Consider the following 13,834-nt stretch of genomic DNA (forward strand, 5'->3'; position numbering starts at 1 on the left):
GACAGGAATAAAATGCCTCGCTATTATAGAACCAGTAAAACCTTTGGCAGTTTGGTTTTATTTAAAAAAAAACAACCAGGCTAAATTTACCTGGTTGAAATGATGTTTAAATTATATTGTTCTAAAATTAAACGGCATGCTATGCCGGAATTTTTCTCGGCACTTCCCGGTCCCAAAATCTGTGCTGGGCAATCATCCTGATAAACAAGTCTACTAAAGAAGAAAGATCGTCTGAAACCATTATCCCTTCACGAAGAACAGTTTCCTCCGAATATTCATCCGGAAGTTTTTTATAGAAATAGGTAGCCTCTAAAACTTGTATTGCTGTAGCATCAGCAGCTATCGCCTTACAGTGTTTGAAGGCTTCGTTCAGAAAATGTACCGCATTAGCTTCTGCTTCTAATGTAGCAGAACTGTTCGTTCCTCCCGGCAGATATACGGCATCGTAAAGTACCGAGGCAGCCGTAAGGAAACTCTCATCAACATTGATCTGCTGATCTTCCTGTGAGATGATAGCACCCAGTTTTGGCGCAATAATGTGCACAACTGCACCTTGAGCAATAAGCGCATCCTTTACTTGACTGAGCGATTTACCATCTACCCCATCTGCCGCCAGGATGGCTATTTTTCTGGTAGCAATGCTATCCTTAAGCGTTCCGGACATGCTTAATGCCTCCGATTTTACAAGTTCTCCTTCTTTCTGTTCGGGGCTATAATCAGCAGGATCAGCGTCTGCCGGCACGCTGCCATTTAGTTCTTCCAGAGGAATAACGGGAACGTGAAGCCCAAGTGCATAAGCTACTGCTGCTGCAAGCCCTTTGTCGACATGGTTGAGTAAGCCAAGCATGCGTTCCCTTACCGCAACCGTTTTTACCTTGCCCAGCTCAAAGCTTAAGGCATCTGTAAGGTGGTTTTTTTCAGCATCAGACTGACTATTAAAAAACAACCTCGCTTGCGAAAAGTGATCGAAAAAGCTCCTGCTTCTTGCACGGATCTTCTTCGCATCAATGCGTTCGTTATAACTTACAAAACCGCCATCTGCTGCTGTAGCCTGTTGTGGATCGTTTGCAGCTATTCCATTAGGACCATAACTGGTCTTCCCGCGGTTTATGGTTTGGCGCATATAGCCGTCGCGTTGGTTATTATTTACAGGCACAACAGGTCTGTTAATCGGAATCTCGTGAAAATTTGGCCCGCCTAGTCTGATCAGTTGCGTATCAGTATAAGAAAATAACCTTCCCTGTAAAAGCGGGTCGTTGGTAAAATCTATTCCCGGAACAACATGCCCGACATGAAAAGCAACCTGTTCAGTTTCTGCGAAAAAATTATCGGGATTGCGGTTTAAAGTCATTTTTCCAATGCGCTGCACAGGAACCAGCTCTTCAGGAATTAATTTAGTTGGGTCCAATAAGTCGAAGCCAAACTTAAATTCATCTTCTTCTGCAACAATCTGAACGCCAAGTTCCCACTCCGGAAAGGCACCCGCTTCTATTGCATCCCAAAGATCCCTTCTGTGAAAGTCAGGATCTTTTCCTGAAATATTCTGCGCTTCATCCCATGCAACAGAATGTACACCCAGCAGTGGTTTCCAGTGAAATTTCACAAAACTTGCCACCCCCGATGCATTAACAAAGCGGAAAGTATGTACCCCAAAACCTTCCATCATCCGGTAGCTTCTTGGAATAGCCCTGTCACTCATCAGCCACATAATCATGTGGGCAGATTCGGGCATAAAGGAGATGAAATCCCAAAAAGTATCATGTGCAGATGCAGCCTGGGGCATTTCATTGTCTGGCTCGGGCTTAACAGCATGCACTAAATCAGGGAATTTAACTGCATCCTGAATAAAAAATACAGGCATATTGTTCCCTACAAGGTCAAAATTACCTTCCTGAGTATAAAACTTTACCGCAAAACCACGAACATCACGGGCAAGATCGGTAGAACCTCTTGATCCTGCTACAGTTGAAAACCTAACAAAAACAGGCGTCTCCTGGCCCGGATCGCAAAGGAAAGCTGCCCTTGTAATGTCAGACATATCCTCATAAACCTTGAATACGCCATGCGCTCCGGAACCCCTGGCATGTACAACACGCTCGGGTATCCGCTCATGGTCGAAATGGGTAATCTTTTCCCGTAATATAAAATCTTCTAACAATGTTGCGCCACGATCGCCAGCTTTAAGCGAATTCTGATCATCATTTATTTTGACTCCATGATTGGTGGTGAGTTTTTCACCGGTAGCATCTGCAACAAAGGCCTCAAGTTTTGCTGTTTTATCATTGTCCTGTTTTATCGGACTGGTATCTTTTACTGTTGTTTTTTTTGCCATTTTTTTTCCCTTTCTTAAGCCTCTTCAGCTGCTTTATAGTTAATTTCATTCTGAGCAATATCATTAAGCTTTACGTCGGCAAGTTTTTCTTCTGCAAGTGTTTGTTCAAGTAAATCCGCAATTTCTGTTAAACCCAATGTTGTTGCCAATTGGAAAAGCCCACTGTAAGAAGCAATTTCGTAGTGTTCTACTTTTTGGCTGGCTAATATAATGCCCACATCCCGGGTCGCTGTTCCAGCCTCCGTTTCTTCAATGATACTTTCCCCCTCTTTACTCAATCCTTCCATCGCATCACATTTTTTTGCTATGGGTTTTTCTCCAAGGAGTTCAAATACCTTTTCAAGCCTGGCTACATGTCCTTTAGTTTCAGTAAGATGTGATTCAATTGCGCCTTTGAGTACTGGTGATGTTGCGCTGGAAATCATTTTAGGCAAATTTTTAACCAAATGATTCTCGGCCCAGTAAAGATCACAGATTCCATCTTTAAAGAGTTCTTTCAAGGCCGGAGAAGCCGCTACCGTATCTTTAGCGCTAAGTTTTGGTTTACTGCCGCTGTCTTGTTTTTTCATGGTATGTTTTATGTTTAAGATGTTTCGTCGTTGACCATCATCTAATAGAACCCTATATTTTGCTATTTAGTTTCCGAAATTTATCCGCGTTTTAATACGTGTTTTAATAAAAGATAGCTACCCGGCGTAACCTTCACTTCAAAAACCGGGAAATAACCTGCCGAGCTGATACCGTGAGCTTCATTAAAATTTAGTGATGAGTCCCATTTTTAATGAAAAATTTTAGAGGAGCTCTGTTGGTTAGAAAGAAATAATAAAAGGTTTTAGCATAGAAAAATACAAACAAGTAAAAAACTCAAAACCATCCACAATTTTATCCTGTTCTATAATAAAGAACCTATTAAAAATATAATTATGGCAACTACAAAAACACCGGCAAAGAAAACCGCGAAACCTACAGGTAAAACAGGAAAAATTGAGAATTCAGAATTCCATGATTTTTTTGTAGATGAGTTAAAAGATATTTATTGGGCAGAAAAGCACCTTGCTAAAGCACTGCCGAAAATGAAGAAGGCTGCTACGAGCCCGGAGCTTGCAGCCGCTTTTGAAAAGCATACCCAGGAAACTGAGCAACATATCAGCACCCTTGAAGAAGTATTTAGCCTTTTAGGAGAAAAAGCGACTGCAAAAAAATGTGATGCCATGGCCGGTTTACTGGAAGAGGCAGACGGAATTATCGCTGATACTGATAAAGGTACCATGATCCGCGATGCCGGGCTTATTCTTGCTGCTCAAAAAGTTGAGCATTATGAAATTGCAACCTACGGAACTTTAAGGGTATTTGCAGAGAATATTGGCCACAATGATGTAGCTGAACTCCTTACACAAACGCTCGAAAATGAAAAGGCAACAGATGTAGCCTTGACCGAAATAGCGGTTAATGCAGTTAATGCGGAAGCGGTAACAGAATAAGCGATAAAAAGGCTCTTCGGAGCCTTTTATTGTTTATTCTGTTTTATTTTCCTGGTCGTCACCCTGAATTTATTTCAGGGTCTTTTTTTTGCAAAAAGATACTTCAGCAGAATTAACTAATGTGCAACTAAAACACTAATTGAAATAATTGTTGAAATTACGACCAAAAAGAGAAAGATTCTTCATTGCATTCAGAATGACATAATAAAAACCAGAATGACATAGTGAAAACCTTTTCTCTACAAGTACAGTTATGTTTACATGGAAAATTTAGACTTATTGATTATACCCGCAGCAAGACAAGGAGAAACTGAAGTATTAAAAGAGCTGATCAAAAGGGGAGCCAACGTTGATGCCAGAGATGAGAAAGGTTATACCCCATTAATCATCGCCTGTTATAATAATCGTTTATCAAGTGCAGAGATACTCTTAGATGCAGGAGCAGATATAGATGCTGCAGACTATGGTGGCAATACCGCGCTGATGGGTGTTTGCTTTAAGGGTTACCTGCCCATTGCAGAACTGCTGATCGCCAAGGGTGCAAAATTAGATCTCCAACATGGAAATGGCGGAACCGCGCTTATGTTTGCAGCCATGTTCGGCAGGAACGATCTGCTGAAACTCTTACTTAAAAATGGTGCAGATCCTTCGCTTACCGATATCCGCGGACAGCGTGCCGCAGAGCTTGCAGCCATGCAGGGCAATGAAGAAGGACTCGCAATTTTACAACATTAAGGTCTGCCATCAAGCAGTCCTTTTACCAACAATTTCCATTGAGGATAGGATAAACCAAGCTTTGCACTAAAACCAACAATGAGATTCCGTGTCCTATCAATTAAATTTCCTTCATCCGTATTCGCCACTTCGTTCCTGCCATGCTCCTCTGCCCATACGGTAATTCTATCTCGGCGGATAGTAAAGGTAGAAGTGGCATGGTCTTTTAAAAAATGAGCAGTCTGTTCATCTTGATTAAAAGGTGAAGGACATGGCCGGACACGCATGCTGATTATTTCCTGGTCACCATCATGCTCGCTTCCGATTTCTTCAATCTTCACCCAATCAAATCCACCCCCAGATAATGGCCCGGGGCCAGGGATATCTATTCTAATAAAATCCCCTTCCTGGGCTGATCGAATAGCTTCTGTTCCATCAGGCGCAAAAATCTTAAAGTCTGAAAGTCCGGAGATTTTACCCCATTCATTTACTGCAAGTAATCTTTTTGCAGCTGCTGAGAAAAATTCCTGAGCCTGAATGAGGCTGCTCAATTTACGTTGTTCAACCACATCCATTTGGCTTCCGATAACCTGTTGAGGCACCAGGCTGTTATTTAATTTTTTCATTGTCTTTTCTCTATAGAACCATGTGTTCTTACGCATGGTTTGATTATTTATCAAAAACATGATAAGCCCAGGTGTGTAATAGCCAAAAAAATTACAAGAAACATGGTTCAAACCAATCCGCTACTTAATCCTTTCGCCTGGGATAAGCTGATGCAGCAGATCTTTGATGGTGATAAGAGCCGGAATAATTAGTCAGGAGTCCTTAACGTAGAGTTCTTAAAAGTTTATAGGAAAAGCTATTGGTTCGTGTCTCCACGAACCAGGGACATATAATTCCGCTTTCACTGGCTGATTTTAATAGAAAAGTCTTCATTGCGAGGCACGAAGCAATGAAGAAACCTAACAGCTGAAATAAATTGTATATGATGATCGGGAAGAGAATCATTCAAATAAAAAAAGGGAAAACGTACTCCGGATTATCTTAAACAATAGTTGAGGATTTCAAGCTCCTCACTTTATATATAATTGTTAAACTATTAATTCTATTATCATCCTATAAATACCATAGAATTGACTTTGCAGACCAGAAGAATCTAAAACCAAAACAACGTTCTAATCTCTTTTAATTAAGCAGGGCATTAACCGAATCTAAAATATTGTTCAAATCGAAAGGTTTGGCAATAAATTGATTTGCACCCGCATCATTTGCAATCTGTTCTCCATCCCTGCTGGCTGAAATTACAATAACCTGCAGGTTGTTATGGCCTGAATGGCTTCTTAATTGCTTCAGTACCTCCTGTCCTGAAAGCCTTGGCATCCACAAATCAAGGATCAATAAATCTGGTTGTTCCTTATCTATAACCGACTGCACTTTTAAACTATCGTTAACCGAAATCACCGTATGTCCTACTTCCTCCAGAATCATTTCCAACACATCAATAATCCCTTCATCATCATCGCAGATTATGATTTTCTTTTTATCCATTCGGTTCCTTTCCTGACTTAGGTAAAGTAAAACTAAATATAGAACCTTTGCCTATTTCGCTATCTACCCAAAGGGTGCCGTTATGGTTTTTAATAATCTGGTCGCAGATATAGAGACCTATCCCCATCCCTGGAAATTTCTTCTGGATTTCTACTCCCCGGTAAAACCGATCAAAAACCTTTTTCCTGTCTTCAGGGCTCATTCCCAGGCCAAAATCCCTTACAGATACCTTTACATAATCACTTACATTGGCGATATTCACTTCAATTTTATCAGAATCAGGCGCATATTTAATGGCATTTGACAAAAGGTTGCTTACTACCTGGGCGATGTGCGACTCATCAGCCATTACTTCTGCACCAGTATGGCCATTCAGTACAATTTGATGCTTGGGAACCGTAGCACGCATACCGTCAACGGCTTCTGCAATCATGTTGTCAAAATCGAATTTTGCCATGTGCAGTTCCATATTACCACTTTGGATACGCGAAACGTCGAGCAGCTCACTAATTAGCGAGTTTAACCGTTCTACATACACAGATACTTTCCGAAAAGTCGACAAAAATTTTTCACCAGCATTTTCTGGCATCGCGCGTTCCAACAGCTGCACATAACCTTTTATGGTCGTTAGCGGCGTGCGAAGTTCGTGACTGGCGATAGATAAAAAATCATCCTTCCTGATTTCTACTTCACGCCTTTCAGTAATATCTTCAATCGCCAGTAGGATCTGATCTTTAAATTGTCCTTCAAATTCTACCCGGTATGCATTCAGGAGCATTAATTTCCTCCCAATGTGTGGAAAATCATGCTCAACCTCAAAATCTACAACAGGATTATTGGTTGGCAGGATTTTAACGAGCAAATCGCGGAGCTTTGGAATATCCCACTGATGGTTACCCAAATCATATAACTGACGACCTACCGTTTCTTCCTTACTTACCTTAAAAGTTCTCAGAAAATGATAGTTTGCACTCAATACATTAAATTCAGGATCGAGCACTAAAAGTCCTTCGCGTACTGTTTCAATAATACTCGAAAGGAATGCTTCACTTTCATGAAGTTCCTTTGTGCGTTCCTTGATCCTCTTTTCCATTACCAATTTCTGCTGTCGCAGATCTTCCTCCGAATTCTTTCTCGAAGTTATATCATTCTGAACACCTATAAAATGGGTCACCTCGCCGTCCGGATTTTTAACCGGCGACATATAAAGTTCGTTCCAGAACAGGTCGCCATTCTTTTTATAGTTCCTGATTTCTACCCGGCATTCTTCACCTGCGGTAATACATTTGGCTAAAATTGCCCTTTCTTTCTGGTTTCGGTCTTGCGCCTGCAGAAACCGGCAGTTATGACCTATAATCTCTTTCCTGGAATATCCTGTAATATTTTCAAAGGCCTTATTGCAATAGATAATTGGGTTATCTGGCTGGGTATTATCGGTGATAATAATGCCAGAAATAGAGGCATCTAATGCCATGGTCATCAGCTGGAAATTAGATGCGCCTGCATTTCCTGAAAGTTCGAATTTTCGATTATTAGATGTTTCCAATTGATCAGTATAAAAATGTGAGTATCTGACTTATATTTTAAATAGTGATTTAATCACGCTTAATGAATTAAATCCATCTTATAACCCATTAAGCGATATTTTGTTTTTTTCTTCACAACTAAAATGCAGTAAAATTGCTAAAGTATGGAAGACTGTTTGAGATCATATCTGTGGGATAAAAATAGATAAACCAAGAATATTTCCTCCTACACTTGCTTGGTTTAGCAGCATTCTGAAATACAATTAGTTTAAAATATCCTGCTAAAATAATTTTTTCAAAACAATTCAGAAACTACATCTGTTAAAACCCCACATCTACCTAAAAACTATAAAATCGGTTAGTTGAAAATCGATCCGGCTGCCGGGGTTACCGGCAGCCTAAGTTAAACACCGAGATCGTCAGTCTGAGGAGTAATTATTTCATAAAATCAATATAAAAGACAGATCTTTTTGGCAAAATAGTAGGCTGCGTGAGATCGTCATTCCCAACCCGATTGGGAACCACGGAGTGCTCATGAATGCCTTTGAAACGAAGGAAACTTATGAATAATCGTAATGCAAGCGCTTTAAGATTCCCGCATGCGCGGGAATGACGACCATTCTATTGGAGTCTGCCAATGGTAGGTAGTCCAAGACTCTTTAGATTAATAAATCGCGAATAAATGCCCTTCGACTACGCTCAGGGTGACATGTTTTATGATTTATTCATTACTTAATGACATTGACCTAATAGCGTGCCCTGCAAAACTGAACCCATAACTATAAACCTTAGTTCGATTAATGTTTAAAAATTAATGTACTTTATTAGGACGAATTGGTTAGCCGTTTCGTCATGCTGATCCGATAGCTAGCTATCGGATTTATTTCAGCATCTTTCCTGCTAAACCGCCTTACTATAAAGCCCCTGAAACAAGTTCAGGGTGACGACCGTTCATACAAGGCGCCAAATAACCCAAATTAAAGTACATTAATCGAACTCAGGTTATAAATGATCTTTTTATGCTGGCTTAAAAAGGGCTAAAACATTTTTCCAAAAATTAATGTTTATCTGCAAATAGTTCCTTTCGGGGAGATGTAATCACTATTTTAACGCACAGATTGAAAAAAATAATCAACAAACCTGCAGAAGGAAAGCTTATTTACCGCATTTTGCTAATCCTTGCATTAGGCGTACTGCTTGTGGCCGAAGGCTTTTTCGGTTTCAGGCTGCATGAACTATCGAAAAAACAGGAACAGATTAAACATGATTATTCCAGGGTAAATAACATTACCTATGGGCTGTTCTCTGTACAACAGTGGAAAGATAAGGTAGCCGACATTGTCCACCACCAGGTTTCCAGTCTTAAAATAACCAGCAAACAAAAAAAGATACTACAGGCTGAAGTTGAGCAGGTATTGCTGGCACTTATTGATAAGGCAGAAGCCCTGGTAAACAAACCCAAAAAAACAATCAGTGGCAAGATCCAAAAATTTGCTATCAAAAATTTTGTCAATTCAGATAGTATCCGTGCGCAGGTACCTGCATTTGCCAGAAAAATTATTGCGGAAATAGATAATCCAAAAAATAAAAAGCAACTAGGCCGAATGGCTTTGGGCGAGTTTAATGAAATAGCTAAAGAGGAAAGCCAGGATACTGCATTTGTTGCAAACAATGCCATACTGAAAAAAATTTACCACCAGTATAATGTGTCTTCTAATCAACAGCTAAACCAAAAGCTCAGCAGTACATTAAGCAGCATTCGGCAACAAACCTACTACTACTGTTTTGGCATGTTAAGCTGTGTAATTGTAGTACTTGCATTCTGGTGGCTGTTACGCAAACGCAGAGATTTACATACCACGCTTTTCATTATGTCGTTACTTTTCGCCTTCATCCTTTTAGCTGTGGGCTTAACTGCATCTATGATTGAGGTTGACGCCAGGATCCGCTCTTTAGATTTTGTTTTACTTGGTGAACACGTTGTTTTTAGTGACCAGGTACTCTTTTTCCAGAGCAAGAGTATTATGGATGTCGTTCGGGTACTGATCAGCCAATCGGCAATAGATTCTGTTCTGGTTGGTGTATTGATCCTGGTTTTCAGTATCCTGTTCCCGGTAGTTAAGCTAACGTCAACAGGTGTGCACCTACTTGGTGGCAAGCGGTGGGCAGAAAACAGGATCATCAGGTATTTTGCTTTTCAATCAGGGAAATGGAGCATGGCAGATGTGATTGTAATTGCTATCTTAATGGCATACATTGGCCTTAACGGACTTCTTGAAAACCAGTTACGGGCATTAAATATCAATAATGATTCGCTTACTATCCTTACGACCAATAACACTGCGCTGCAACCGGGCTACATTATTTTTATCTGTTTTGTACTTTACGGATTGATCCTTTCAACAATCCTTAAATCTATTACTCCGCACGACGTGCATTAAATCCGAAAATGAATGAGCGAATTGCAAAAAGATAACATCAGTACTCCTCAGCAGGTTAAGCAAAATCGATCTGGATCAGCGTCTTTTATCCTGATTGCAGCGCTTTCTCTGTTGTTAGTGGCTGCAGCATACTGTGGATACCGCTTCCGGGCACTTGCCTACGAGCAGAAACACATTAAGGAAGATTATAGTCTTTCGAACAACATCACTTTTGGTATATTTTCGGTTGACCGTTGGGGAGATAAAATATCAGCTGTGGTTGATCGCCGGGTAAAGGGCTTTAACCTCACTAAAAGCCAGAAAGCTGATATGCAGCAAGAAGTTGAGGAACAGCTGCATGGTATGGTTAATAAAGCTGTGGCTGAATTTACAAGGCCTCAGAAAGGGCTTGGAGCGAAACTTAAAAAACTTGCTTTCAATACATTTGTCGATGTAAAAGAGATCCATGCGCTGGTTCCATCCTTCTCCCGTACCATTGTTACCAAAGTAACCAGCCCTAAAAGCCTGAAAAAGTTAAAATCTGTAGCAGTAGGAAAACTTAATGAACTGGAAGCACAAACTTACGACCTGAGTGATCAAACCATCTCGTCGGTAGAACATAACATTTATCAAAAATATAAAGTAAACAATGCAACTGCTTTTGACAAAGCTGTAAATGCAAAACTTAAGCAGATTAAGGGATTAAGCTATCAATATGCAATAGGTATGACCGCTTGCATCATTATCGCCCTACTGCTCTGGCTAATGTTGCGCAGGCGGGTAGACAGTGAGGTTAGCCTTTTTGTGATCTCATTGCTTTTTGCCTTTATTTTACTTGCGGTAGGCGTATCTTCGCCTATTATTGAAGTAGATGCCAGGATTAAGACCCTTGAATTTGCATTGCTTGGAGAAAGACTTGTTTTCAACAATCAGGTGCTCTTTTTTCAAAGTCAGAGCATATTGGGTATTATTGGTACATTGGTAGAACAACCTAAACCAGATGCGGTATTGGTTGGTATACTGCTTATGCTCTTTGTGGTGATATTGCCGCTGTTACGTCTTATTGCCCGTGGGCTGCAGGTATCTTGCAGCAAATTACTGGGCGATTCAAAATTTATCCGTTTTCTGGCATTCGACCTCGGCAAATGGGATATGGCTGACGTTATGGTAGTCGGGATAGCCATGACCTATATTGGTCTTAACGGGATCTTAAAAAGCCAGTTATCAGGGCTTAATATCAATACTGAAGCCTTAAAAGTAGTTACTGTAAACAACTCCGCGCTACAGCTGGGCTTCTTCATATTTGTTGCTTATGTAGCTTATAACATCATCTTATCTTCCATTCTAAAGCGCATAGATGAACAAAATGGCCCATGCAATTAGCAGAAATTTTAGGACAAATGAATAGGCATAATTATTGGCTAACCAAAAGCATGGGCATTAAGCCAGAGCATCAATAAAAGCTTTTTGACCGTATATTAGTGAAATACCCTCAAACTCATCTGGTCAAAATACCAAATCGCACTGGCCAAAGCGTCTGCTTGTCCGGATAATAGTATTTAATAAAATAGTTATCAAGCAGATTGATACAAAGAGCAGCATTGATTAAAGATTTTGGAAATGAGCAGTTCAACTCCTGTGGCAGACTATAGTCCCGCTATCGCTTCAAGTCCTCGCTGCGCTGTGGGCTTTCCGTTCTATCGGGTTTATGATTAACGGGAGGTACAGTTAGGCACCATGCAAGCCCAAATAGCAGCACAAACCCAACTAACTAAACGGGATTGAAGTGGCAGCTCCCGATTTTTCATCGGGACTATAACGGAAAGCCCGAATAACATTAAAAAAAGCTACAGACGCTGCTTTCCAAAAAATAGACAGCAAATATGCAGCTGAAAATAGATCGACACAAAGAGCAGCATTGATTAAAGATTTTGGAAATGAGCAGTTCAACTCCTGTAGCAGACTATAGTCCCGCTATCTCTTCAAGTCCTCACTCATTCCTCGTTCCATGAAATGGACTAGTTTTGTAACTACGGTTATTTTATTCCTTGTTTCATCCCCTTTTCAAGATACTCCATTGCATTTACTACATATACCAATGGGGCATTCCAATTGATGGCAATTTCATTACTTGCATAAGAGTTGACATCATCCAGGTATGATGTTTCCGGTTCGGAATCATATTTTAGTCCATCTTGTTTTTCCCGGTTAGGTCCTCCCACCAGCATGCCCGGAATAGGTTCGGCAATACCATCTGCAAATGAAAGGCGATGATGCGGATGCAGCGGTGATTTGTAACCTATACCCGTTACAAAAGAATAACCAGTTGCGTTTTTACCCAGAATATAATCCAAATTACTAACCGCAGCATCGAGATAAGCGTCCTTTTTGGAAAATAAATAACTATTAATCAGTAATATGCTTTGATTCATAGCTGAAGAATTACTTCCCCATGCAAAGTCGTAAAGCGAGGCGCCGATTACGGTATGATATGGGCCTGTGTTAAAATCAACTAAGTAGCGATCAGCAAGTGTAAGTATTTTCTTCTTCAGAATACTGGTTACACTTTTGTAACGCTCAGGAAGCTGCCCCTCGCATCTAATCAATGTATAATATCCCAGTATGCCTACATTACTCCAGCTGGGTAGGCTTACCGGAGCATTTAAACGGAAAAAAAAAGCATCAAAATACGCCTGTTCTCCGGTTGAGGCTAATAGTTCGGCCGAGGCCCAGGTCCATTCATCTTCTAAGTCCTTATCTCCATAGGTGCCTGTGCTTACTTTTAGGTCTGACATCTTATTGAGCAGATCCTGATCGTAAACAGTGTTCGGATTATTTAACGACCAGCGCCAGGCGCTTTTGGAAGCTAACAGACAACTATCTGCCAGCCCGGGATATTGTTCAGGAAAATGTTTAAAAATGCGGTAAGCTTGTGCGGTAACAGCGGCTAAATTTAACGTAGCTGCAGTACCTTTCGCAACTACATAGCGTTTTGATATGGCCTTATCTGGCATAACCATGGCATCGAAATCCAGATTGGTACATTTATGATAAACCCCACCATCAGCAGGGTCCTGCATTTTGAGCATCCATCGCAAATTGTAAACGGCCTCTGTTAATATATCCGGAACTTTGTTTTTCGCATGGGGAATATGTGCCTCCTGGCCAAGAAAATATGCAGTAAAATCTTCATAAGCAGAAAACAAGGTTGAGGTGGAGATCCCACTATTAACAACATATTTATTGTAATCTCCGGCATCATACCATCCGCCAGCAACGTTAATTTTACTATCGGCCTTCCGGTTTTTAGAAGCGGCCGAGGGATGAATATAAACTGCAGTATCCGGATGCCCGGCAATACGATTCCATTTCCCTGCATAGTTTACATCCAGTGCAGATGAGGCACGCTGATAATAAAATGCTTTTAATGCAGCCACTGCAAGATCGTGGTGCACACCATCTGCAATCTTAAAAACAGGGGATTCAGAAACTCCGGGAATACGGATTATATATTGGCCAGGTTGATTGAAGGTACTAAAATCTGCTATTCTGGTTTTAATTTTCGAGTAGCCAGTCGCCTTTGGCTCAGATAACACACCTGTGTACACGGGTTTTCGGTCTGGCATAGACAACAACTCGAAACTATTGCCTGAAACTGCCTGGAGTACAACTGCACTTTTCTCCAGCTTCGGATAATAACCTGACTGGTCAAGAACAATCTCGGGAAGCCCTGTTTGTTGAGCAGTTGCTGCAGTTGTAACCAGCAATAACAATATTAAAAACCGCCTGTATACCATGCCATTCATCATA

10 protein-coding genes are annotated in these 13,834 nt (G+C 40.7%); 4 read left to right on the forward strand and 6 right to left on the reverse strand.

The window, feature by feature from the left end; translation table 11 throughout:
• Positions 1–139: 139 nt before the first annotated feature.
• Positions 140–2,332 (reverse strand): catalase, encoded by a 2,193-nt coding sequence (locus ACUN24_RS25280; RefSeq protein ID WP_445564995.1) that lies wholly within the window; start codon positions 2,330–2,332, stop codon positions 140–142.
• 14 nt (positions 2,333–2,346) lie between these two features.
• Positions 2,347–2,901 carry a ferritin-like domain-containing protein gene (locus ACUN24_RS25285; protein ID WP_132400462.1) on the reverse strand — a complete coding sequence of 185 codons (555 nt, stop codon included), beginning with the start codon at positions 2,899–2,901 and terminating at the stop codon, positions 2,347–2,349.
• A gap of 354 nt (positions 2,902–3,255) precedes the next feature.
• Here ACUN24_RS25285 and ACUN24_RS25290 point away from each other — a divergent pair, with 354 nt between their 5' ends.
• Positions 3,256–3,813, forward strand: coding sequence for a YciE/YciF ferroxidase family protein (locus ACUN24_RS25290; RefSeq protein ID WP_121283660.1), 558 nt, complete (start codon positions 3,256–3,258; stop codon positions 3,811–3,813).
• A 261-nt stretch (positions 3,814–4,074) separates the two neighbouring features.
• Entirely contained in the window at positions 4,075–4,548 is a 474-nt protein-coding gene (locus ACUN24_RS25295; protein WP_445564996.1) for an ankyrin repeat domain-containing protein, read from the forward strand.
• Here ACUN24_RS25295 and ACUN24_RS25300 read toward each other — a convergent pair.
• From ACUN24_RS25300 to ACUN24_RS25310, 3 genes are all read right to left on the reverse strand, one after another.
• On the reverse strand, positions 4,545–5,189 hold the full coding sequence (locus tag ACUN24_RS25300; protein ID WP_445564997.1) for a hypothetical protein: 645 nt from the start codon (positions 5,187–5,189) through the stop codon (positions 4,545–4,547). The two genes, ACUN24_RS25295 and ACUN24_RS25300, sit on opposite strands and share 4 nt — an antisense overlap.
• 526 nt (positions 5,190–5,715) lie before the next feature.
• Positions 5,716–6,078 carry a response regulator gene (locus ACUN24_RS25305; RefSeq protein WP_445564998.1) on the reverse strand — a complete coding sequence of 121 codons (363 nt, stop codon included), beginning with the start codon at positions 6,076–6,078 and terminating at the stop codon, positions 5,716–5,718.
• Positions 6,071–7,624: a PAS domain-containing sensor histidine kinase gene (locus tag ACUN24_RS25310; RefSeq protein WP_445564999.1), complete on the reverse strand. Its 1,554-nt coding sequence runs from the start codon at positions 7,622–7,624 to the stop codon at positions 6,071–6,073. Before ACUN24_RS25310 ends, ACUN24_RS25305 begins: the two co-directional genes overlap by 8 nt.
• A 1,098-nt stretch (positions 7,625–8,722) precedes the next feature.
• Between ACUN24_RS25310 and ACUN24_RS25315 the strand changes: the two genes are divergently transcribed.
• Both ACUN24_RS25315 and ACUN24_RS25320 read left to right on the forward strand, forming a co-directional pair.
• Complete coding sequence (locus ACUN24_RS25315) at positions 8,723–10,045, forward strand: paraquat-inducible protein A (RefSeq protein ID WP_445565000.1); 1,323 nt, start codon at positions 8,723–8,725, stop codon at positions 10,043–10,045.
• Between the two features lie 12 nt (positions 10,046–10,057).
• Positions 10,058–11,407: a paraquat-inducible protein A gene (locus ACUN24_RS25320; protein WP_445565001.1), complete on the forward strand. Its 1,350-nt coding sequence runs from the start codon at positions 10,058–10,060 to the stop codon at positions 11,405–11,407.
• A gap of 653 nt (positions 11,408–12,060) precedes the next feature.
• Here ACUN24_RS25320 and ACUN24_RS25325 read toward each other — a convergent pair.
• A complete protein-coding gene (locus ACUN24_RS25325) occupies positions 12,061–13,833 on the reverse strand; it encodes a glycoside hydrolase family 9 protein (protein ID WP_445565002.1) in 1,773 nt (590 codons plus the stop codon).
• Position 13,834: the final 1 nt, after the last annotated feature.

Source organism: Pedobacter sp. WC2501 (genome assembly GCF_052682415.1).

Bases quoted from the DNA above. Each gene is read 5' to 3' on its own strand.
- ACUN24_RS25280 (WP_445564995.1), bottom strand. From the start codon at position 2,332: ATGGCAAAAAAAACAACAGTAAAAGATACCAGTCCGATAAAACAGGAC.
- ACUN24_RS25285 (WP_132400462.1), bottom strand. From the start codon at position 2,901: ATGAAAAAACAAGACAGCGGCAGTAAACCAAAACTTAGCGCTAAAGAT.
- ACUN24_RS25290 (WP_121283660.1), top strand. From the start codon at position 3,256: ATGGCAACTACAAAAACACCGGCAAAGAAAACCGCGAAACCTACAGGT.
- ACUN24_RS25295 (WP_445564996.1), top strand. From the start codon at position 4,075: ATGGAAAATTTAGACTTATTGATTATACCCGCAGCAAGACAAGGAGAA.
- ACUN24_RS25300 (WP_445564997.1), bottom strand. From the start codon at position 5,189: ATGCGTAAGAACACATGGTTCTATAGAGAAAAGACAATGAAAAAATTA.
- ACUN24_RS25305 (WP_445564998.1), bottom strand. From the start codon at position 6,078: ATGGATAAAAAGAAAATCATAATCTGCGATGATGATGAAGGGATTATT.
- ACUN24_RS25320 (WP_445565001.1), top strand. From the start codon at position 10,058: ATGAGCGAATTGCAAAAAGATAACATCAGTACTCCTCAGCAGGTTAAG.
- ACUN24_RS25325 (WP_445565002.1), bottom strand. From the start codon at position 13,833: ATGATGAATGGCATGGTATACAGGCGGTTTTTAATATTGTTATTGCTG.